The sequence below is a fragment of the Pedobacter ghigonis genome, from assembly GCF_903166585.1.
Lineage (GTDB): Bacteria > Bacteroidota > Bacteroidia > Sphingobacteriales > Sphingobacteriaceae > Pedobacter > Pedobacter ghigonis.
Genome location: NZ_CAESCM010000001.1, coordinates 24,283 through 47,284, shown reverse-complemented (window position 1 = coordinate 47,284; position 23,002 = coordinate 24,283). Strand labels below are relative to the sequence as shown.

The 23,002-nt window shown below is 38.5% G+C and carries 19 protein-coding genes; 11 read left to right on the top strand and 8 right to left on the bottom strand.

Annotation, left to right across the window (positions count from 1 at the left end; all coding sequences use genetic code 11):
- Position 1: 1 nt before the first annotated feature.
- From rodA to purN, 7 genes are all read right to left on the bottom strand, one after another.
- The gene (rodA, locus tag HWV58_RS00240; protein WP_175632140.1) at positions 2–1,264 is read right to left on the bottom strand and encodes a rod shape-determining protein RodA; all 1,263 of its coding nucleotides are present in this window, start codon (positions 1,262–1,264) and stop codon (positions 2–4) included.
- A gap of 1 nt (position 1,265) precedes the next feature.
- The gene (mrdA, locus tag HWV58_RS00235) at positions 1,266–3,275 is read right to left on the bottom strand and encodes a penicillin-binding protein 2 (protein WP_175632139.1); all 2,010 of its coding nucleotides are present in this window, start codon (positions 3,273–3,275) and stop codon (positions 1,266–1,268) included.
- On the bottom strand, positions 3,275–3,790 hold the full coding sequence (locus HWV58_RS00230; RefSeq protein WP_175632138.1) for a rod shape-determining protein MreD: 516 nt from the start codon (positions 3,788–3,790) through the stop codon (positions 3,275–3,277). Before HWV58_RS00230 ends, mrdA begins: the two co-directional genes overlap by 1 nt.
- The gene (mreC, locus tag HWV58_RS00225; RefSeq protein WP_175632137.1) at positions 3,783–4,622 is read right to left on the bottom strand and encodes a rod shape-determining protein MreC; all 840 of its coding nucleotides are present in this window, start codon (positions 4,620–4,622) and stop codon (positions 3,783–3,785) included. The genes HWV58_RS00230 and mreC overlap by 8 nt, the downstream gene beginning before the upstream one ends.
- An 80-nt stretch (positions 4,623–4,702) precedes the next feature.
- Entirely contained in the window at positions 4,703–5,725 is a 1,023-nt protein-coding gene (locus HWV58_RS00220; RefSeq protein ID WP_039478263.1) for a rod shape-determining protein, read from the bottom strand.
- Positions 5,726–5,933: 208 nt separating this feature from the next.
- Positions 5,934–7,460 (bottom strand): bifunctional phosphoribosylaminoimidazolecarboxamide formyltransferase/IMP cyclohydrolase, encoded by a 1,527-nt coding sequence (purH, locus tag HWV58_RS00215; protein ID WP_175632136.1) that lies wholly within the window; start codon positions 7,458–7,460, stop codon positions 5,934–5,936.
- Between the two features lie 346 nt (positions 7,461–7,806).
- Complete coding sequence (gene purN, locus HWV58_RS00210; RefSeq protein WP_039478268.1) at positions 7,807–8,385, bottom strand: phosphoribosylglycinamide formyltransferase; 579 nt, start codon at positions 8,383–8,385, stop codon at positions 7,807–7,809.
- Positions 8,386–8,628: 243 nt separating this feature from the next.
- On the opposite strand from purN, the gene rpsT reads away from it, so the two are divergent.
- From rpsT to HWV58_RS00155, 11 genes are all read left to right on the top strand, one after another.
- Complete coding sequence (gene rpsT / locus HWV58_RS00205) at positions 8,629–8,883, top strand: 30S ribosomal protein S20 (RefSeq protein WP_029277289.1); 255 nt, start codon at positions 8,629–8,631, stop codon at positions 8,881–8,883.
- A 74-nt stretch (positions 8,884–8,957) separates the two neighbouring features.
- Positions 8,958–10,028, top strand: coding sequence for a TlpA disulfide reductase family protein (locus HWV58_RS00200; protein WP_175632135.1), 1,071 nt, complete (start codon positions 8,958–8,960; stop codon positions 10,026–10,028).
- Between the two features lie 71 nt (positions 10,029–10,099).
- Complete coding sequence (radC, locus tag HWV58_RS00195) at positions 10,100–10,798, top strand: RadC family protein (RefSeq protein WP_175632134.1); 699 nt, start codon at positions 10,100–10,102, stop codon at positions 10,796–10,798.
- 106 nt (positions 10,799–10,904) lie between these two features.
- Complete coding sequence (locus HWV58_RS00190; RefSeq protein ID WP_175632133.1) at positions 10,905–11,741, top strand: endonuclease/exonuclease/phosphatase family protein; 837 nt, start codon at positions 10,905–10,907, stop codon at positions 11,739–11,741.
- Between the two features lie 210 nt (positions 11,742–11,951).
- Complete coding sequence (gene pheT, locus HWV58_RS00185; RefSeq protein ID WP_175632132.1) at positions 11,952–14,351, top strand: phenylalanine--tRNA ligase subunit beta; 2,400 nt, start codon at positions 11,952–11,954, stop codon at positions 14,349–14,351.
- Between the two features lie 31 nt (positions 14,352–14,382).
- On the top strand, positions 14,383–14,673 hold the full coding sequence (locus tag HWV58_RS00180; RefSeq protein ID WP_175632131.1) for a hypothetical protein: 291 nt from the start codon (positions 14,383–14,385) through the stop codon (positions 14,671–14,673).
- 34 nt (positions 14,674–14,707) lie between these two features.
- Complete coding sequence (locus HWV58_RS00175) at positions 14,708–14,998, top strand: cell division protein ZapA (protein ID WP_025143281.1); 291 nt, start codon at positions 14,708–14,710, stop codon at positions 14,996–14,998.
- A 303-nt stretch (positions 14,999–15,301) separates the two neighbouring features.
- Positions 15,302–16,873, top strand: coding sequence for a ribonuclease Y (gene rny / locus HWV58_RS00170; RefSeq protein ID WP_175632130.1), 1,572 nt, complete (start codon positions 15,302–15,304; stop codon positions 16,871–16,873).
- Positions 16,874–16,962: 89 nt separating this feature from the next.
- Positions 16,963–17,478 (top strand): Mpo1 family 2-hydroxy fatty acid dioxygenase, encoded by a 516-nt coding sequence (locus HWV58_RS00165; RefSeq protein ID WP_175632129.1) that lies wholly within the window; start codon positions 16,963–16,965, stop codon positions 17,476–17,478.
- A gap of 111 nt (positions 17,479–17,589) precedes the next feature.
- Positions 17,590–20,385: a TonB-dependent receptor gene (locus HWV58_RS00160; RefSeq protein WP_235972599.1), complete on the top strand. Its 2,796-nt coding sequence runs from the start codon at positions 17,590–17,592 to the stop codon at positions 20,383–20,385.
- An 85-nt stretch (positions 20,386–20,470) separates the two neighbouring features.
- Positions 20,471–21,919 carry a hypothetical protein gene (locus tag HWV58_RS00155; protein ID WP_175632128.1) on the top strand — a complete coding sequence of 483 codons (1,449 nt, stop codon included), beginning with the start codon at positions 20,471–20,473 and terminating at the stop codon, positions 21,917–21,919.
- A gap of 247 nt (positions 21,920–22,166) precedes the next feature.
- On the opposite strand, the gene HWV58_RS00150 is transcribed toward HWV58_RS00155, so the two are convergent.
- A complete protein-coding gene (locus HWV58_RS00150; protein ID WP_175632127.1) occupies positions 22,167–22,601 on the bottom strand; it encodes a hypothetical protein in 435 nt (144 codons plus the stop codon).
- Between the last annotated feature and the right edge of the window lie 401 nt (positions 22,602–23,002).

The following is a 23,002-nucleotide window of genomic DNA, read 5'->3' as shown; positions in this document are numbered from 1 at the left end:
CCTAAATAAATCCCATCCTGTTCGAATCGAGCTTTAAGAAGATAAACAGCAGGATGGTAAAGCTCCAAAGTGAAGAACCGCCGTAGCTAATCAAAGGTAAAGGAATCCCAATTACCGGAATAATTCCAATCGTCATCCCGATATTAATGAATACATGGAAAAAGAGAATACAGGCCACACTGTAGCCATAAACCCTAGAAAAGGTAGATCTTTGCCTTTCTGCCAGGTTAACCAATCTGAGTAGTAAAAAGATATACAATCCAATCACAACAAAACAACCAGCAAAGCCCCATTCTTCGCCAATGGTCGAAAAAATAAAATCGGTACTTTGCTCGGGTACGTAGCCATATTTGGTTTGTGTTCCCTGTAAAAAGCCACGTCCGGTTGCCTGCCCTGAGCCAATGGCAATCTGCGATTGGATTACATTGTAGCCCGCTCCTTTATTATCTGTTTTAAGACCAAGCATCAGCTCAATACGGCTGCGTTGGTGAGGTGCCAGTACTTTTTCGTAAGCAACTTTAATTAAGAACAGATAACCAATTGCAAAAATGGTTACTAAAACCGTCGAGAAGATAATCTTTTGTTTCCTTCGGTTATTGTATATAAAAAGACCTGCAATGGCCGTAATAATGATGATCAGAATGTAAGTTGGCACCAGGAAATCGGCCACAAACAACACAATCATTCCCAAAAATATCAGCAGGAAATAACCCGATAAGCCTTCGCGGTATAGTGGAAACATAAAGGCCAGGAAAACCAGTGCAGAACCGGTATCGGGCTGGAGCATGATCAATAGCAAGGGTGCGCCAACAATTAAGCCTGCAATGGCAATGGATTTGACATCTCTGAACTTTGGATTAAACGCCCCTACATACCTGGCCAGCAACAATGCTGTTCCGAATTTGGCAAACTCGGCAGGTTGGAGCTTAAAAGAACCAATCGCAATCCAGGCCTGATTACCGGCAACTTTATTCCCGATCACCAGCACAGCCAGTAATAAAATTAAGGTGCCGCCGTATATAAAAGGAGAGAAGACGTTAAACAACCTCCCGTCGAATAATAAAATAGAAAGGCCTAATATAAGACCGGTAAGAATGTAAATGAGCTGTTTGCCGTAGAGGGTAGTAAAGCTAAACACTTCTGTTTGCTCGGGAGGAACAGAAGCGAAAATGTTTGTGAAACCAATAGCACATAAAGCGATGTAGATTAAAACGGTAATCCAATCTACATTAAAGAAAAAACGGTTTCCCTGTTGCTGCTGCATTTTATTTATTGGTTACAGGTTTATCGATTGTTACGGTTTTAAGTTCTTTGGGTTTGGTGGCAACGCTTTGTTTAATGGTTGCCGAATTAATCCTCAAACTATCTTTTATTCTTTTGGTCGAATCTGCTTTTTTGATTAAAAGGCTATCGGCCTTTGTAAGTTTGGTTTCTTTTGTTTTATCTTTTAAAACAGGTAACAGATTTTGGTTTTTCATCCATTCAATCTGAGCCGCCCTTCCTCCACTTACCGTGCCTTTGAGATATTTTTCAATCATGTAACTGGCTATTGGTGCGGCGTAAGTACTGCCATAGCCAGCATTTTCTACAATTACTGCAATCGCGATTTTTGGATTATCTCTCGGTGCAAAACCAATAAAAACAGAGTGGTTTTTACCATGCGGGTTTTGTACCGTTCCGGTTTTTCCACAAAGGAGTACATCCGGAATTCTTGATAATATGGCTGTACCCCAGCTGCTGTTTACCGCATCCTGCATGCCATCAATTACGGGTTCAAAATGTTTGGCATCTACACCCACATAATTTTTAACTACATATTCTTTTCTAACCAGGTTTTTATCGCCAATACCTTTAATCAGGTGTGGCTTAATGTAATAGCCACGGTTAGCAATAATGGCCATCGCATTAGCCATTTGTAAAGGTGTAGCGGTAATTTCGCCTTGACCAATGGCCTGAGAAATTACGTTGGTGTAACCCCATCTTTTACCGTAGAGTTTATCGTAGTGTTCTGAAGTATAGAAATAACCTTTTCTTTCGTAAGGCATATCGATATCAAGTTTAGCACCGAAGCCAAATTTAGCCACCTTATCGCGCCATTCCTGGTAAGTTTGTCTTTGGTTTTTCATGCCGTTCTTGGTGATCAGCTTTTGAAAAACATAGCAAAAATAGGTATTGCAAGAGCGGGCAATCCCCCTTCTAAGCGAAATTGGACCATCAAAGTGCTCACATTTAATTCTTCTGTTACCGGCCTGATAATAGTGCGGGCAAAAGAAAGTGGTATTGGGATCAATTACGCCGTCTTGTAATCCGATTAAAGCATCAACCGGTTTAAAAGAAGAACCCGGAGGATAATAACCCATTATTGGCCTTACAAGAGATGGGCGATAGGGGTTACCTACAATAAACTCCATATAATTATTTCCCTGGTTCCTGCCAACCAACAAATTTGGATCGTAACCCGGACTACTTACCAGCGAAAGAATCTCTCCCGTAGCAGGTTCAATAGCTACGATAGCACCAACTTTATTGGCCATTAATTCTTCTCCCAGTTTCTGGATTCTCATATCAATGCCCGAAATAAGTCGCTCGCCCGAAACCGCATTAATGTCGTACTTTCCGTCAGCGTAACTGCCTTGGGGCGTATTGTGCACATCATAAATGGTATTTACAACACCCTTTTCTCCTCTTAAAACCTCTTCGTATGATTTTTCCAGACCGCTTTTTCCTTTATAATCTCCAGGCTTATAAAAACCTTCAGACTTGGCAATATCGGCACTATCTACCTCTTTTACATACCCGAAGAGCTGGCCGCCAACACTATCGGGATAATGGCGTATGGTGCGGTCCTGAGTTGAAAAACCAGGAAAACGGTACATGATTTCCTGCAAACGGGCATAGCTCTGAACTGAAATCTGTTTAACAAAAGGTGTGGCCTGATAGTTGGATTTGGCTTTAGCCTTACGCATAAATTTACGAGCGTCTGCTACCGAAATTTCAAGCGCATTGGCCAATGTAAGCGTATCAAACTCCTTTACTTCGTTCGGGATAACCATTAAATCGTAAACAGGTTCGTTTTGTACAATAACCTTCATGTTACGGTCGAGAATAGCACCCCGCGCAGGAAACTTGAATTTCTTTTTTAATACATTACTCTCGGCAGAAATAAAGGCTTTGTCGCTAATAATCTGGATATAGAAAAGTTTGCCCAGTAAAATAAGGGCAATAACAATAAATAGTCCCTGAACGATGTATTTTCGGTTAAATAATTGATCCATTAGCGTGGCGTTCTTCTATAGAATATAAACTCTACCAATAAAATAATAAGCAGTGTAAAGATACAACTTAAGCCGCATCTCATTAAGGTATAACCAATTTCGGTTAACCTGAATGTTTCTAAGAAGAACAACACCAAATGGTGTGTAATAACGCAGAGAAAAGCATAAAGTGAAAACCATTGGAACCCCATGTAACTTAACGATGGTTCGGGGTCATCAATTGCGTCGCGGTTTAAACTTATGGATATAAAAGAAATCCTGACAAATGCCAACACTACACAAGCGGTTGCATGTACCCCCATGGTATCGTAAAATGCATCGAGTGTTAAACCCGTTGCAAAGGCTAGGCCATACAATATAATGTTAGGGATGCCAAAAGGCAGGAGCAGCAAAAACAATACGTAGATAAAGGGGGTCGACAGATCATAAAAGCCCATATTCTTGAGCAGAAAGATCTGCACAAAAAGCAGTAAAAACCACCTGATCACATTTACAATTATGATTCTACTATTCATTGGGCTTAACTAGGCTTTCTAAAGCTTTTTGCTCTTCAGCAAGTTTATCTTTAACCACATATACATATTGCAATGTGCTAAAATCTGTAAATAAATTCAATTCTCCCGATAAGAAATTATCGTTTGTGGCTACATTAGGTTTGCTGATTCGGCCAACTAAAATCCCTGCCGGAAATGAGCCGTAACCGGAAGTTACAACGCTATCGCCAACATACATTTTAATGTGGTTGGGTACTTCTTTTACAAATGCTTTTCTGATATCGAAATTCCCATCGCCCCATACCAAAGAGCCTACCGCATGATTCTTTTTCAAGGTAACACTAATTCTGGTGTCTTTATGCAATAGCGATTGTATGGTAGCCAGGTGCGCCGAAACATCACGTATAAAACCTACAACTCCTCTTTGTGGCGCAATTACAGCCATTCCACTTTTAATTCCGTCAACTGTACCTTTATTAATGGTCATCACGTTGTTGCGAAGCGTGATAGAATTTTTCACTACTTTGGCTGCCAGGTAAGTGTATTGCTGATTAGTAACGGTATCAACAACCTTTACATCTTTAGCGCTATCAACTGTGGTTAAAGCTAACAACCGGGTTTTAAGTTTGGCATTTTCGGCCGCAAGGCTGTCGTTTACCATTCCGAGGTTTAAATATCTTTTAAAAACATTCAGCCTTTCGTATGCTGTACCCACTACTTCGTTTGATGAATTTAGGGTAACACTACGCTGATAAGCATTGTTTTTCACCGTTAGGTAAATGCCTATCGTAAAAAAGATAATAAACAGGAAAAATGCGTTGTATCTGCTGATGAAAATCCAAAGGTTACGCATATTTTTATGGAAAATGGAAGATGGGAAATGTATAATGGAATTGTTACATCGTCCATTATACATCATCCATTTTCCGTGTTTTATTGCATTAAGAATTTATATCCGCCAATATTTTTAAGGGCGATGCCAGTTCCGCGAACTACTGCACGAAGTGGATCTTCGGCTACGTGAACAGGTAATTTTGTTTTAGCAGCCACACGTTTGTCTAATCCTCTTAATAACGCTCCACCACCTGTTAAATAAATACCGGTTTGGTAAATATCGGCAGAAAGTTCTGGTGGGGTAATCTCTAATGCTTTTAAAATCGCTTCTTCAATTTTAGAGATTGATTTGTCCAGACAGTGTGCAATTTCGGTGTAAGAAACCGTAATCTGTTTAGGTACACCAGTCATTAAATCACGTCCCTGAACAGCAAAATCAGAAGGGGCATCCTGTAGCTCAGGTAAAGCAGCACCTACTTCAATTTTAATCTTTTCAGCAGTACGGTCACCAATCATAATGTTGTGCTGGCGACGGATGTAGTTTACAATGTCAGAGTCAAAGTTATCTCCTGCAACGCGGATAGACTGGTCGCAAACGATACCTGATAACGCAATTACCGCAATTTCAGTAGTACCACCACCGATATCGATAATCATATTACCCATTGGTTCTTCCACATCAATACCAATACCTACAGCAGCAGCCATTGGTTCGTGTATTAAATAAACTTCTTTAGCACCTGCAATCTCGGCCGAGTCGCGTACCGCACGTTTTTCTACCTCTGTAATACCCGATGGGATACAGATTACCATACGTAACGATGGGAACATCCAGCCTTTACCACCATTAAGCATGCGGATCATGCCTTTAATCATCGCTTCTGCAGCGTTGAAATCGGCAATTACACCATCTTTTAGCGGACGAACGGTTTTAATATTATCGTGGGTTTTACCCTCCATTTGCATGGCCTGGCGACCAATAGCAATAACTTTGTTTGTAGTGCGGTCAAAAGCAACAATTGATGGCTCATCCACCACCACTTTGTCGTTATGTATAATTAGGGTATTCGCAGTGCCCAAATCAATGGCAACTTCTTGCGTAAACCAGTTAAATAATCCCATGTATGAGGTATGTTTCTTTAATTTTAATAAATGTATACTATTCCTAATGTAAAAATAGCTTTTTTATTGTTTTAACTTCTATTTTCTTTAACCATTAAATTGTTTTTTAGGCAATTAAATTTTGAGAAAAAGTTAAAAGGCGAAAGCAGAAAGGCTAAAGCCATTACAATTGGGCTTTTGGCTTTAATCTTTCTGCTTTATCTTAAAATTAGTGTTTAAAGTGTCTTACGCCAGTGGTAACCATGGCAATGCCTTTTTCGTTAGCTTTTGCAACAGAATCAGCATCTTTAATCGATCCGCCTGGTTGTAAAACAGCAGTAATTCCGGCATCGGCAGCAATTTCAACACAGTCAGGGAAAGGGAAGAAGGCATCAGAAGCCATTGCTGAACCTTTAACGCTGAAACCGAATGAAGCAGCTTTTTCGATTGCTTGTCTTAATGCATCCACGCGTGAAGTCTGGCCAACACCGCTTGCAATAAGTACATCATCTTTAACCAAAACAATGGTATTCGATTTTGTGTGTTTAACAATTTTATTGGCGAAATATAAATCTTTTAATTCCTGCGCAGTTGGTGCTTTATCGGTAACGGTTGTCATTTGCTCCGGACCTTCGATAATTAAATCTTTATCTTGCTCAATTACACCGTTTAATAAGGTTTTAAATTGTTTTTTGCTCAACTCAACTTCGTTGCGCTTTAAAATTACGCGGTTTTTCTTTTTGCTGAACAACTCAACCGCCTCAGGCTGGTAAGCAGGTGCAATTAATACTTCAAAAAACAGGTTGTTAATTTCTTCAGCTGTAGCCAAATCAACTTCTACATTGGTAATTAAAACACCACCGAAAGCAGAAACCGGATCGCAAGCCAATGCATCAATCCATGCTTGTTTTGCAGTTGGGCGCGAAGCAATACCGCAAGCGTTGGTATGTTTTAAGATCGCAAAAGTAGGATCTTCGAATTCATCAATTAAAGCAACGGCAGCATCCACATCAACCAAATTGTTGTAAGAAAGTTCTTTGCCGTTTAGTTTGGTAAACATGGCATCTAAATCGCCATAAAATACAGCACCCTGGTGAGGGTTCTCGCCATAACGCAGGGTTTTAGCTTCGGTAACGCTTTGTTTAAAAACATCAAGCGGCTCTTCCTGGTTAAAGTAATTAAAAATTGCAGTATCGTAGTGAGAAGAAGTATGGAACGCTGTTTTCGCAAACGATTTACGTTGTGCCAAAGTAGTTTCTCCATTTTGTGCTTCTAATTGTGCCTGTAAAGTAGGGTAGTCGTTTTTCGATGCAATGATTACAACATCGTTGAAGTTTTTAGCAGCTGCACGGATTAAAGAAATACCACCGATATCGATTTTCTCGATGATCTCTTCTGGTGTTCCGCCTGCTTTTACGGTTTCTTCGAATGGGTATAAATCAACAATTACCAGATCAATTTCCGGGATCTCATATTCAGCAATTTGCTCCTGGTCGCCAGTTAAAGCCCTGCGGTTTAAAATACCGCCGAATACTTTTGGGTGCAAAGTTTTAACACGTCCGCCTAGAATAGAAGGATAACCCGTTAAATCCTCAACCGCCGTAACCGGAAGGTTTAGATCTTTGATAAATTGTTCTGTACCGCCGGTAGAAAATAACTGTACTCCCTGTGCGGCTAACAATTTTACCAATGGTTCTAAACCATCTTTATAATATACTGAAATTAAAGCGTTTTTAATCTTAATTGGCTGACTCATTTTACTGTAAATTTTGAGCCGCAAAGGTAGTAAAACAGGATTGTTTTTTTATTATGTTTTATTCGTAAAAAATCATCCTTTGAATTAAAAAAATAAAAAGGATATTTTGCCCCACCAAATCATGCTAATGAGCTAGTTATAAATGGTTAAACTGCCTGTTGTTTCGGAGATTGCAAGGGAGGATGCGCAACCTGTTTTAGCATCTGGATTGAATTTGAAACCGGCAGATCCACGATGGCGATGTGCTTTATATGCGAATACCTTAATAAACGATACATTATATATAAGGCATAAAAAAAAATAGCCCGGTTGTAGTCGGGCTATTTGTAAAATATAACTGTACTGGTTATTTGCTTATTTTCTTTACAATGCTTTCAACAATGCGCGGGTAGTGCTGGTGTTCCAGTTGCTGACCTTTAAATTTAACCATCTCCAGGCTGTCGTTTTTGTCAATTTTGTATCGGGCCTGGTAAATGTATTCACCTTCATCGTAATTTTCATTAACATAATGAATGGTAATACCACCCTCAGGTTCGCCTGCAGCAATTACCGCATTGTGTACATGATCGCCATACATGCCTTTGCCACCAAATTTAGGTAAAATAGCAGGGTGTATGTTAACAATGCGGCCGGGGTAGGCGTGGATTAAGCTTTTAGGGATTAGCCAAAGGAAACCTGCAAGAACAATGAAGTCGATTTCCAGATTCTTTAGCAGTTCTATTACCTCGTCGGTTTTATAAAACTCATTTTTGTCAAAAATGTGGGTAGGGATTTCAAAATTATCGGCTCTTTGTAATACATAGGCTTCAGCATTATTGGTTAGCACCAAAGAAATTTCTATCTCATTACTCCGCTTGAAATGCTCCATCAGTTTTTGGGCATTAGAACCAGAACCTGATGCAAAGATGGCTATTCGTTTTTTCACTCAAAAAGGGTTTTGCCCAAAAATAGTATTTTTAGGGCTGTTTTCTTAATTCAAATTAATTTTTATTGTTACCGGTTAAAGTATTATTAATGAATAAATTTAGTGTATTTTTGCAGCGCGGCAAGCAGGTTAAATTTTAGTGAATAAAAAAGTTAAAAGTGTTTTGTATTTTTAAAACATTAATTCTATATTTGCAACCCGAATTATAGGAAACGATTAAGAAAAATAAAAGGCTAAATAGAAATGGCAAATCATAAATCTTCATTAAAAAGAATTAGAGCAAACGCAACAAAACGTTTACGTAACAGATATCAGGCAAAAACTACACGTACTTTCATTAAAAGACTACGTGCTGCAGAAGACAAAAAATCTGCATCTGATTTATTGCCTAAAGTAATCTCTATGTTAGATCGTTTAGCTAAAAAGAACATTATCCACAAAAATAAAGCTGCTAACAACAAATCAAAATTAACGAAATTCGTTAACGGTTTAAAATAAGCCAGTTTTTTTACGATATTAGAACGGTATTGAAGCAATTCAATGCCGTTTTTTTTGTGACTAAATTTTTAAATATGAAACGCTCGCTCCTAATTCTATTACTCTCTTTGTTTATGTTAAAGCCTTTTGCTCAAAAGCCTTTTACAGTAACTGGCTTATTTAATTCAAAGTATCAAGGGAAAGTTTATTTACGTCATGGTACGGAGATAGATTCTGTTTATTCAAATGATGGTAAATTTACTTTTAAAGGTAAGGTTGGTGTCCCAGAATATAGTTTTGTCAACATAGAAAGTAAATCAGAACAAGTTTTCACGCCTTTTTATATTGAAGGAGGAAATGTTTCTCTTGCGGTTGATACATTGACGAAAATTGTATATACGAGTAAAGGAGAGCGAAAAATCTTGCAAGTTAATGCGAAACTGGATAAGCAGAGTAAAACTGATAAATTAATAGATTCTGTTTCGAAGTTAATAGCCGAAAGTATTAAGGGGATTCAGGATGCTGAGTTGAGGAATATCGAAATTCGAAAAATAACTTTGAATTTTTTATCATCAGAACCCAATACTATAGCCTCAGCGGTTATTTTGGAAAGGAATACAAGAAGCTTTAGTAAGGAACAAGTAAGAGAAATTTATCAGAAATTGAGTCCTGAAATTCAACGCACAGAGTCAGGTAGGAATATTCTTGGTTCTACAATTAAGCAAGTACCAATAACGATAGGTGAAAAGATTCCTGATTTTGCTCAAAACAATATAAAAGGTGAAATGATTTCAATCCAATCATTACGCGGTAAATATGTTTTGATAGACTTTTGGGCATCTTGGTGTATTCCGTGTAGACACGAAAATCCAGTTGTTGTAAAAGCATATCAGCAATTTCGGGATAAAGGATTTGAAGTGCTTGGCATATCGCTTGATGATAAAAAAGAGCGCTGGTTAAAAGCGATAAAAGATGATAAATTAAGCTGGTTACATGTTTCAGATTTGAATGGCTGGAACAATGTGGTTGCAAAAATGTTTAATATTCGATCCGTTCCTGATAATATTCTGATTGATAGGGATGGGAAAGTTTTAGCAAGGGGACTAAGGGGTGAAAATCTGGAGAAAAAACTTGCTGAGGTTTTTTCGGATAATAAGGTAAATTAATTCAATTTATTACGATATTAGTGAAAGGCATCCCAACCAAAAGTTGGGATGCCTTTTTTTTGTCGAAAAAAATGGAAAACAACAAACAGAAATTAGGTATAAAATTATGGGCGGAGGCCGATAGGCCACGCGAAAAGCTTTTATTGCATGGCAGGCGGTATTTAACCGATGCCGAACTGATCGCTATTTTAATTGGCTCGGGTAGCAAAAACGAAACAGCTCTTGACCTGAGCAAACGGATTTTATCTTTTTACGATAACAACTTAACGCGCCTGGGCAAGGCCTCCATTCAGGAGCTATCAATGTTTAAAGGGATTGGTGAAGCCAAGGCGCTAACCGTTATCGCCGCTCTGGAATTGGGACTGAGGCGAAAGGAAACCGATGATGAACAGATTACCCAAATTACCACTTCTAATCAGGCTTATAACTACCTGTATCAAACTTTCGAAGGCCTTCACTATGAAGAGTTCTGGATTTTGCTGTTAAACAGGTCAAATCACCTCATTGGTAAGTTTCAGGTGAGCAAAGGCGGGCAGGCCGGAACAATCGCCGATCCGAAAATCATTTTTAAAATTGCCCTGGAAAACAATGCGGCAAATATTGTACTTGCCCATAATCACCCTTCGGGTAATTTAAAGCCCAGTGACAGCGACGATAAACTTACCCGTGATTTAGTTGCATCGGGCAATTTGCTTGGCCTTTTTGTAGTCGATCACCTCATTTTTGCCCGTAATAAATACTATAGCTATAAGGATGAAGATTTAATTTAAAAATATATTAAGGGGTTAAAGTAGAATTAATGTTAAATTGTTATCATCGCAGCTTATTAAATTTAGGCAACACCGATTATGGTGGATTAAGCACAATTGTAAACAAATGAAAAAACCATTAATTCTTCCCATTGCCATGCTCTTAACTGTGGCAGCATTTGCTCAGAAAAAGGGCACACCTATTAATATTATTACTTATAATATCCGTTTAAATGTAGCGTCTGATGGTGTAAATGCCTGGCCTAACCGGAAAGAGAATGTTAAAGCGCTGGTAAAATTTCATGATGCAGATATTCTTTGCGTTCAGGAAGCCTTGCCAGAGCAGTTTGATGCCTTATTAGAAGATTCAAATTTTGATGTAGTTGGCGTTGGTCGTGATGATGGTAAAAGAAAAGGCGAGTTTTCGGCTGTTTATTACGATAAAGACCGATTTACTAAAAAAGATGGCGGAACTTTCTGGTTATCGGAAACACCAGATGTACCATCGAAAGGCTGGGATGCCGCGCTTAACCGCGTGTGCAGCTGGGTGAGATTATACGACAAGCAGAATAAGAAAGAATTTCTGGTTTTTAATACCCACTACGATCACATTGGTGTTAAAGCCAGAATTGAATCGGCTAAATTGTTGAAACAAAAAATACAACAAATTGCCCCAACTTTACCTGTTGTTTTCACGGGCGATTTAAACGTAACACCAGAAACTGAAGCGATTGCTACCATAAAATCTTTCCTGATTGATGCCAAAGAGGTTTCGGTTGAAAAACCTTACGGGCCATCAGGCACCTTTAATGCCTTTCATTTTGATAGTGATTTAAAAGATCGTATCGATTACATTTTTGTAAACAAAGGATTTAAAGTGCAGAAGTTTGCCGTATTATCAGATAGTAAAGATAAAAGGTATTACTCTGATCACCTGCCTGTTTTTGCGAGACTTTGGTTTTAAAGTTGGGTCGTAAAGTCAAACAAGGAGATGTGATTTTGAATGACTTCGCAAGTATAAATGCGATGCAGTCATCAGGCTTCCATTTTCCATCATTTATTCCCGTTTGCCTTTCGGCTTTAGCCTTTAAATAATATCTTTGCATTTTATGAAATTAGAGTGCCGATCAAGGTTTGTCTTGCTACTTAGTGCTCACTACCCGATAATATAAAAATGAAAATATCATATAACTGGTTAAAACAATTTGTACAGATAGATAAAACACCACAGGAACTTTCTTTAATCCTCACCAACGTAGGTTTGGAAGTAGAAAGTGTAGAAAAAGTGCAGCCTGTAGCAGGTGGCCTGGCGGGTTTGGTTATCGGCGAAGTATTAACCTGTGTGCAGCATCCCAATGCAGACCGCTTAAGGGTTACCACTGTAAATGTTGGTGGCAGCGAAAACCTGCAGATTGTTTGTGGTGCGCCAAATGTGGCCGCCGGACAAAAAGTGGTTGTGGCTACTGTGGGTACAACTGTTTATCCGCTAGAGGGCGAACCATTTAAAATCAAAGAATCAAAAATCAGGGGCGAACTTTCGCAGGGAATGATTTGTGCTGAGGATGAGATTGGTTTAGGCAAATCGCACGATGGGATTATGATCCTGGCCAACGATACAGAAGTCGGTATTCTGGCGAAAGATCATTTTAACATGGAAGATGATTATCTTTTCGAAATTGGTTTAACGCCAAACCGTGCCGATGCAGCTTCGCATTTAGGTGTAGCCAGAGATTTGGCTGCTTATTTCAGAAGCGAATACGAAATTCCTGACCTTACTGCTTTTAAAACAGATAATGAAAACCTGGTTATTCCGGTTGAAGTTGAAGATTTAGAAGCCTGTCCGCGTTATAGCAGCGTTACCATTTCAGGGGTAACGGTAACCGAATCGCCTGAGTGGTTAAAAGATAAACTAAAAGTAATTGGCCTTCGTCCGATTAACAATGTGGTAGATATTACCAATTATGTGCTGCATGGTTTAGGCCAGCCACTACACGCTTTCGATGCCGATAAAATTACCGGCGGAAAAGTTATTGTTAAAAAAGTGGCCGAAGGTACGCCGTTCGTAACGCTTGATGATGTTGAGCGTAAATTAAGTGCAGATGATTTAATGATCTGCAATGCTGAAGCGCCAATGTGTATTGCAGGTGTTTTTGGCGGTAAAACTTCAGGTGTAGATACCGAAACCAAAAATATCTTTTTAGAAAGTGCTTATTTTAATTCGGTTTCTGTGCGTAAAACTTCGAAAAGACACGGTTTAAAAACCGATGCATCTTTCCGTTTTGAGCGTGGTACCGATCCGGAAATTACTGTTACCGCTTTAAAATATGCTGCATTATTGATTAAAGAACTGGCAGGGGGCGAAATTTCTTCATCGATTTCTGATATTTATCCAAAACATATCCGTCCGTTCGAGTTCGAGGTAAGTTATACCAATATCAATAAACTGATTGGGGCAAATATTCCTTCGGCAGAAATTAAGCACATTATTACTGCCCTGGGCATTTCGGCTACCAGTACTTCCGATGATACCCTGGCGTTAAGGGTGCCTTCGTTTAAAGTAGATGTTACACGCGAATGCGATATTACCGAGGAGGTGCTGCGCATTTACGGTTACAACAATATCGAAATTCCGACCAAGGTAAACGCTTCCCTGTCTTATAGCATCAAACCAGAAAAAGAGAATACCCATAACGTAATTGCCGATATGCTTACTTCGAACGGTTATGCGGAGATTATGTGTAATTCGTTAACCAAATCGGCTTACTCTAAAAATATTGATGAGGCTGTATTTATTTTAAATCCGCTGAGCAGCGATTTAAATGTAATGCGCCAGAACTTATTGATGCCGGCCTTAGAAAGCGTAGCTTACAACCAGAACCGTAAAAATGCTGACGTTAAGTTTTACGAATTCGGTAAAACTTACCATTTAATTAACGAACAATACGTAGAGCGTCCGCGCTTGTTGTTGTTGATTTCGGGTGCGAAACAAGGCGAGCAGTGGAACCAGAATTCAAAACCGGCTACGTTTTATAACTTAAAATCGGCTGTTGATGCCATTATAGCCCGTTTGGGGATCTCGACTTACCAAAGTGATGCATTAACCAATGAAGATTTTGCCTATGGCATTAAGTATTTCCGTGGCGATAAAACCCTGGTGAGCTTTGGAGCGGCTTCAAAAGCCGACCGTAAAGTGGCCGATGTAAATGCTGAGGTTTTCTATGCTGATTTCGATTGGGCAGTTTTACTGGATATCGTTAAGAAGAATAAAATTGTTCACAAAGATGTTGCAAAGTACCCGCAGGTACGCCGCGATCTTTCCTTGTTGATCGATCAGCAGGTTACTTTCGATACCTTGAAAGGAATTGCATTTAAGACCGATAAGAAGCTGATTAAGGAAGTAGGTGTTTTTGATGTGTATGTAGGCGATAAATTGCCAAATGGTAAAAAATCTTACGCGCTGAACTTTATCCTGCAGGATGAAGAGCAAACCTTAACCGATAAGCAGATTGAAAATACCATGCAGAAGTTAATCGCGAATTTAACTGCACAAGCTGGCGCAGAAATTAGGAAATAAAATATAAATTCGTATTTTTAGAAATAAATTCATGACTTCTGTTGCAGATCAATTAGATAAGGTATTACAAAAAACGGCTCGCGTAATTGAGTTATGTAATGCGCTACAGGAAGAAAATGATTTATTAAAGCTTGAAAATCAATCGTTAAAAGTTGCATTCGATACTTCGAAAGGCAAAAATGTAGAACTTGAAGAGAAATTAAGGGTTACAAAATTGGCTAAGAGTATAGAAGGAACCAGCGAAAAATCGCTTGATATAAAACAAAAAATTAACGATTTTGTGCGGGAGATTGATAAAAGTATCGCATTATTGAAAAAATAAATGGTGCGGGGAAATCAGAAACTAAGCTAAACAAATGGGAGAAATCTCGATTAAAATAACCATTTCCGACCGTATTTATCCGTTAAAGGTAAATATGGAAGAGGAAGAAATTGTGAGACGGGCGGCAAAAATGATCAATGAGCGCATAAAAGATTATCAGGATAATTATGCGGTTAGAGATAAGCAGGATCTTCTTTCTATGGCAGTGCTGCATTATGCAACAGCCGTATTAAGAACGGAAAACAAAGTACAAAACCAGGATACTGCTGTTGCCGATAAAGTTGAAGAATTGGATGTTTTACTCAATAATTTCTTTTCAAAATAAGGTTCGTTCTTTATATTTTGTCATCCGGCTGAAGGATAGTACTATAGCAGCGCTAAGCGCTTAGCGCCATGCTTCATCCAATTACCTGACAAATCACATATTAGCACAAAAATATAGCCGCAGCTAGTTTTTGAGTTTCAAATTTTATAAAACTTAACACTTCAATATCTATAGGGTTAAGAGGGCGTATTTCATTTGCTTTGCACCTGAAAATGGCTTAAACCCTAATTATGCTTAGTTGAGGTTTAAAATGTATGAGACTTTAAAAATTAGTTGCGGTTTTTTTTTTACTTAAAAAACAAAATGGAAATAGTTGAAATATTAGGATACGTGTTTGCCGTAATTGCAGGTATCGCTATCGGAGTAGTGGTTGGAAGATTCCTCCTGCGTAACTTACTGAAACAGCAGGAAGTGGCTGCACAGAACAAGGTGAAGAAGATTTTAAAAGATGCAGAAAACAATGCTGAAATTTTAAAAAAGAACAAATTACTCGAAGCCAAAGAGAAATTTTTACAGTTGAAAGCAGAGCACGAGCAGGAAGTAAACGCTAAAAACAATACCATTAACCAGCGCGAAAACACCATGAAGCAAAAAGAGCAATCGGTGAACCAGCGTATGGAAAACTTCAATAAGAAAGAGCAGGAGCTCGACAGGCAAAAAAGTAACCTGGAAAAACAAACCGATCTTGCTGTTAAAAAACAGGAAGAAGTTGAAGTTTTAAAAAACCAGCACCTTAAACAATTAGAAACTATTGCGGGTCTTTCGGCAGAAGAAGCTAAAGAACAATTGGTAGAAAACCTGAAACAAGAGGCCCGTACACAGGCCATGATGCAGGTAAAAGATATTGTGGACGAAGCCAAATTAACAGCCAGTAAAGAAGCTAAAAAGGTAGTAATCCAAACCATTCAGCGTACAGCTACTGAAGCTGCAATCGAAAACTCGGTTTCCATTTTCCACATCGAAAGTGATGAAATTAAAGGTCGTGTAATTGGTAGGGAAGGTAGGAATATCCGTGCTTTAGAAGCGGCTACCGGTATCGAGATTATTGTTGATGATACTCCTGAAGCCATTATATTATCTGGTTTCGATCCGGTAAGAAGGGAGATTGCCCGTTTGGCCTTACACCGTTTGGTAACCGATGGTCGTATTCACCCGGCACGTATTGAAGAAATTGTAGCCAAAACCAAGAAGCAAATCGAAGATGAGATTGTGGAGATTGGTGAACGTACAGTAATCGATTTAGGTATTCACGGGTTACACCCTGAGCTAATCAGAATGGTTGGCCGTATGCGTTACCGTTCTTCTTACGGTCAGAACTTGTTACACCACTCGCGTGAGGTGGCTAATTTCTGTGCTACCATGGCGGCTGAGTTGGGCTTAAATGCAAAAATGGCTAAACGTGCAGGTTTATTACACGATATTGGTAAAGTGCCTGATGATAACCCGGAATTGCCACACGCAATTTTAGGTATGCAACTGGCAGAAAAATATAAAGAACACCCTGAAATTTGCAATGCCATTGGTGCTCACCACGACGAAATTGAGATGACTTCAATGATCTCGCCGATTATTCAGGCTTGTGATGCGATTTCTGGCGCGCGCCCTGGTGCACGTAGAGAAGTGGTAGAAAGCTATATTAAGCGTTTGAAGGATTTAGAAGAACTGGCTTTATCTTACCCTGGTGTTGAAAAAACTTTCGCGATCCAGGCGGGTAGAGAGCTACGTGTAATTGTAGAAAGCGAGCGCATTACCGATGCACAGGCCGAATTACTGGCAGCAGATATTTCTACACGTATCCAAACCGAAATGACCTATCCGGGGCAGATTAAAGTTACTGTAATCAGGGAAACCCGTTCAGTAGCTTTTGCTAAGTAATACTTTTAAGACGTTATAAGTTTTAAAAACCTATAACGTCTCTTATATAAAGCGATGGATATTCCATCGCTTTTTTTTATTTTTACATAATGAGCAAGCAAACGATACAATTAGAAGCCAAACGTCCGGTTGATGTACTTTTCGATAAATACGCAGAGAGTCATCAAAATCCAACCAATAAAACGGTGCACTGGATTTGCGTACCCTTAATTGTATTCAGCTTACTGGGACTGGTATGGCAGATTCCTTTTCCACATATTGGCTTTTTAGGTAGTTACAATGGTTATTTTAACTGGGCTTCTTTTTTACTGGCCTTTAGTTTATACTATTATTATACCCTTTCACCCGTACTGTTCTTCTTAATGATCTGGGTTGTGGGACTTATGAGTTATATCATTGTTAAAATAGAGCACGCCGTTGGCCTGGGTAGTGGAACTGCTTATGGTATTTATGCCGCTATATTTGTGGCTGCCTGGATAGGGCAGTTTATCGGTCATAAAATCGAAGGGAAAAAACCATCGTTTCTGGACGACGTTAAGTTCCTGTTAATCGGTCCGATCTGGTTATTGCACTTCATTTGCAAGAAAACGGGGATTAAGTACTAAACCTGGCGTGGTTAACATTAAATTAACTTTTAAATAAACTAAGCTTAATTAACATCTAACATATAGCTAACATTGTGGTAATAGCTTTGCCTAAAATTAAATACAGGCAAATTGGACTTAATCACAATTTTTAGAAGAACAGCACTAACTGTGCTGGTTTTATTTCTTGGCATAACAGCTTATGCACAAACAGGCAAAATTTCGGGTGTTGTATCAGATAAAAAAACAGGTGAAACACTAATTGGTGTAACTGTTAAAATTAAAGGTACTACCAAAGGTGTTTCTACAGATGTAGATGGTAAGTACACCCTTCAGGCCATGGCCAATGGCAAGCATACTCTTGAATTCTCTTATGTAGGATACCAAACTAAAGAAGTATCTGATGTAGAGGTAAAAGCACCATCGGTTACCAGTTTAAATATTGTGCTAAGCGAGGCAGGAGGTCAAAACCTGCAGGAGGTTGTAGTAAAAGCAAGCTTTAAACAGGAATCTGTTAATTCTTTATATGCACAGCAAAAAAACAGTGCTTTAATTTCTGATGGTATTTCAAGCGATCAGATTAAAAAATCACCGGATAAAAATACCTCTGATGTTTTAAAAAGGATCAGCGGCGCTACTATTCAGGATAACAAGTTTGTGGTTGTTCGTGGTTTAAGTGATCGTTATAATACAGCTACTTTAGATGGTTCTACACTACCAAGTACTGAAGCCAACAGAAAAGCTTTCTCATTTGATATTGTTCCTTCTAACCTGGTAGATAAAATTACCATCAGCAAAACAGCTACTCCTGATTTGCCTGCTGACTTTGCAGGTGGTGCGGTGCAAATTTCAACTAAAGATATTCCTGACCAGAATTTTCTTTCATTAGGAGTTGGTTATGGATATAACAGCCAGTCAACCTTTAGAGATTTCCTTGGAACCAAGAAAAATGCTTTAGCCTATTTAGGTTATGAGGATGGTTCGAAACAACTTGCAGAAAACTTTCCAAGCCGTGAGGCAATCGCAAATGGAACATTATCAAGTGCTAAAAACATAGCAGCTTTAAAATCATTCCCAATTGATAATTCAATTAAAACTACCAGTGCTTTACCAACACAAAATTACCAGTTTAATTTAGGTCGGGTAAAACATTTTGAAAGTGGAAATAGCTTTGGTGCAACCATATCTGCTACCTACAGAAATTCGCAGACCATTAATGGGAATATGGAACGTAATTTTTATATCTATAATTATAACGATAACCAATATAAATTCTCGAGTAGCTTAGGCGCGTTGGCGAATTTCGCGTACAGCTTTGGCAAGAACAAAATAAGCTTCAAAAACATCTACAACAAAAATTACGATGATACTTATACAGTTCGTACCGGAGTTAGAGATGGCAACACCCTGAATCAGTTTTACGCATATGACATTATGCAAAAATCACTTTACAAAGCAACCTTTGAAGGTGACCATCAGATTGGAGAAGGTAATAACAAGTTAAAATGGACTGCATCATATAGTAACATCACTAACAATCAACCTAATCAGTTAAAAATTAATTATCAGAAAGCGCTATCTGCTCAAAACGATCCTTCTGTTCTTTATCAGGCTAATATTACCTCTTTGGGAAAAGAAAATACACGCTTGTTTTCTGATTTGAATGAGAACCTATATGCCGGTGATGTTAATTACAGCACGCCATTTAAGTTATTCGATGCTTCAACCACAATGAAAGTTGGTTTAGGTTCACAATATCGCGAAAGAACTTTCAACGCACGTTTCATCGGTGCACAATTGGAAACTAACGATATCGATTTACAGACTAAGATCAGAGCTTTACCTATTACTGAAATATATGCGCCATCACTAATCGAATCGGGAGTATATAAACTGGCAGAAGTTGGCGGTCCGTTAGATGACTACGATGCCAATTCATTTACAAACTACGGTTATTTGATGCTGGATCAAAAATTCGGAGAAAGCTTTAGGGCTGTATATGGTGCAAGGGTAGAAAATTATAACGTTAAATTAATGAATAAGCTGGGGACTTATGTTGATGATACGCAGCTAGACGTTCTTCCTTCGGTAAACTTAACTTATGGTTTAACCAAAAAAGCTAATTTGCGCGCCTCATACTACCGTACATTAGCAAGACCAGAGTTTAGAGAGCTATCATTAAACTCATATTATGACTACGAACAATTAAGTAATATCATTGGTAACCCGAATCTGAAAAGATCGATAATCGATAATTTCGATTTACGTTATGAAATTTATCCGGAAGCAGGTCAGCTGTTTTCAGTTTCAGCATTCTATAAACATTTCACTAACGCGATTGAAACATACAGATACGATGTATTATCAACAGTTGATGTAGCTTTCTTTAATACACCTAAAGCTTATGTGTATGGTTTAGAATTTGAAGGAAGAAAGAATTTAAACTTTATAAGTGATGAAGGTTTCTTCAAGAACACTACAGCTTATTTCAATCTTTCATTGATTAAATCTCAGGTAACCAACCCAACAGATCAGGATTATATTGATAAAACCCGTCCGATGGTAGGTCAGTCGCCGTACCTTATTAATGCAGGTTTGCAACACAGTGCTTTGGATAACAAGTTAAACTTCAATATCCTTTACAATAAAATCGGTAGAAGAATTGTTCAGGCGGGTGGTATCCGTTTCCCAAGTACCTGGGAAAATCCAAGAGATGTGATTGATTTCCAGGCCAGCTATAAAGTAATGAAATCAAAAGGTGAGATTAAACTAAACGTTGGTGATATTTTGAACCAAAGAAATACAGTCTATTTCGATTATAACGGAGATAAAAAATACAACGGTAGTGTAGGTAATGGAGGTGATGAAACATTTAACTCATATAAAACTGGTAGAAACATTTCACTATCATTTAACTACACATTCTAGTCTTTAACAATATGTTAACAGGATATTAATCCACAAGAAAAATTAAAAATCTCTATTTGTAAATAAAAATATTAAATAAGAAAAAATGAAAAACCAATTTTTACTACTTGCTTTGTCAGTAGTTTTATTTTCAACTTCTTGTAAAAAGAATGTAATCGTTGAAGGTCCTTCAACCGAAACTCCGACAAACAATACAAACGTTGTAGAAGTTTCTGGAGAGATCTCAGCAAATACAACCTGGTCTGCAAGTAAAATCTATTTATTAAAAGGCTTTGTATTTGTAAGCGGCGGTGCTACTTTAACCATCGAGCCAGGTACAATTATCAAAGGTGATAAAGCTTCGAAAGGTACTTTAATTATTACCCGTGGCGCTAAAATCAATGCTACTGGTACAGTAGATAAACCAATTGTATTTACATCTGCTTTAAATGCTGGTGCTCGTAGTCAGGGAGATTGGGGTGGTATTATCTTATTAGGTAAAGCTCCTGTTAACCAGGGTACTGATGTTAAAATTGAAGGTGGTTTAGTTCAGCCTAGCGGTAAAGACGAGAAAGCCTACATTTATTATGGTGGATCAGATGCAGCAGATAACTCTGGTACATTGAAATATGTACGTATTGAGTTTGGTGGTATTGCTTACTCAGTTGATAACGAAATCAATGGTTTAACCATGGGTGGTGTTGGTTCTGGAACTACTTTAGATTACATTCAGGTTTACCGTTCAGGTGACGATGCTTTCGAGTGGTTCGGTGGTACAGTAAATGCAAAACACTTATTGGCGATCGGTACCTGGGATGATGATTTCGATACAGATTTTGGTTATTCAGGTAGTGTTCAGTTTGCATTGGCGCAACGTGTTGCTACTGTTGCCGATCAGTCACAATCAAACGGTTTCGAATCTGATAACAATGGTACTGGTACTGACCAAACCCCTAAAACTTCAGCTGTTTTCTCAAACGTTACTGTTTTAGGTCCGATTAAAAAATCTGGTGATTCGTATAACGCAAACTACTACCATGGTGCTCAAATCCGTCGTAACTCATCAATCAGTATTTTAAACTCTGTAATCTCAGGTTTCCCAATCGGAGTTTATGTTGATGATACAAAAGTTGTAACTGCTGGTTCTACTTCTACCAACTTTATTTCAGGTTCTGCGGTATTTGCTAACAACCTGGTTTATGGTAGCAAAACTGACATCAGCGTAAGTACAGCAGGTGTTGTTAGTCAGGTTACTGATCTGTTAAAATTAACAAGTACTTTCGATGGCAGCAAATATGCAAGTTCATTATTTGTAAACCCTTATATCTACGGAACAGACTTCGCTGCTGCTGGTGCTGCCGGAAATGCTGATTTCACTTTGGTAACAGGTTCTGCTGCTGCTACTGGCGCTGCATTTACCAATGCAAAAGTATCAGGTACATTCTTCGATAAAGTAGATTATAGAGGTGCTTTTGGTACAACTAACTGGGCTTCTGGTTGGGCACAGGTTGATGCTCAAACTTTAGCTTACACTACTCCAGGTGCTGTTAAATAAGCTGAGTTAAACTAATATTAAAAAAGGGCCGGAAGTAATTTTCCCGGCCTTTTTCTTTTTCAAGTATTTGTGAGAGCTTTAAGAAATCATGCAAAGACATTCCTAACGATAAACGGGAGCTTAATATTACTAACATCTGGCCATGCAGCCGCTGAAAATGGATAATTATACGCTTTGAGCCTATATCTCCGAAACCTATAATTACATGCTTTTGAATAAGCAACAGCAGCCTTAAGCGATGTTTTCATCAAATATTGGTTTCAGTATTCCCCCTGTTTCTAGGGAATTGTTGTTTCACATCTTCATATACATCCTGTGTTCCTGCAATATTCGATCGGTGTGCACCCTTAACCGCATTATAAAAAACAAAAGTTGCCTCATAAGCCTCGCCGCCGGCCACCATCATGCTGTCCTCTCTCGATCGTAAAAACTTACTCGTTTCGAGGTATACCTCATACAGGTCGGCCGCGAGTTTATAATCCTTTTGTGCTTCGGTCACATCTAAAAAGGAGGGGACCAGATCTGGCGATTGTTTGGCGTGCGAAATGGCCCTGCTCACAAAAGCCAATATTTTAGGGGCCATCTTTAACATGCCCTGGCGCTCATCGGCTGTAAGGTTAAAAATAAGTATATCCTTAAGGGCTGCTTTTGCATCCTGTAATTGTGCAGTAACCTTTGCCATTTGTTCGGCAGTAATTTCTGCCGAGATTTTGTTGTTTAAACTTATGATAGTTGTTATTTAAGTAAAAAAATAATTCAATCTGTACGCAACTTCACAATGACCAAATCAACAGACCAATAGCGCAGAAAATAGCCACAGCCTTGATTTAAACAATCAATTGCGTATTATCAATAAAAGAAATGGGATGGGTTTTACTGCCTTAAAGGATAATTTTAATTACCGGACAGATTTTATGATTTGTGTTGACGACTAGTTTAGTTCGTTAACAATGCTAATGTACTTATTTTTTAGTTTCAAATAAATACAATTTCAATAAAAGATGCTGAAGCCTTTTCTTTATCAAATAAAGTTTGTAGCAGTGCTGGAAGGAAGGATCGGCAGAATAAAAGCTGCATAAGAAA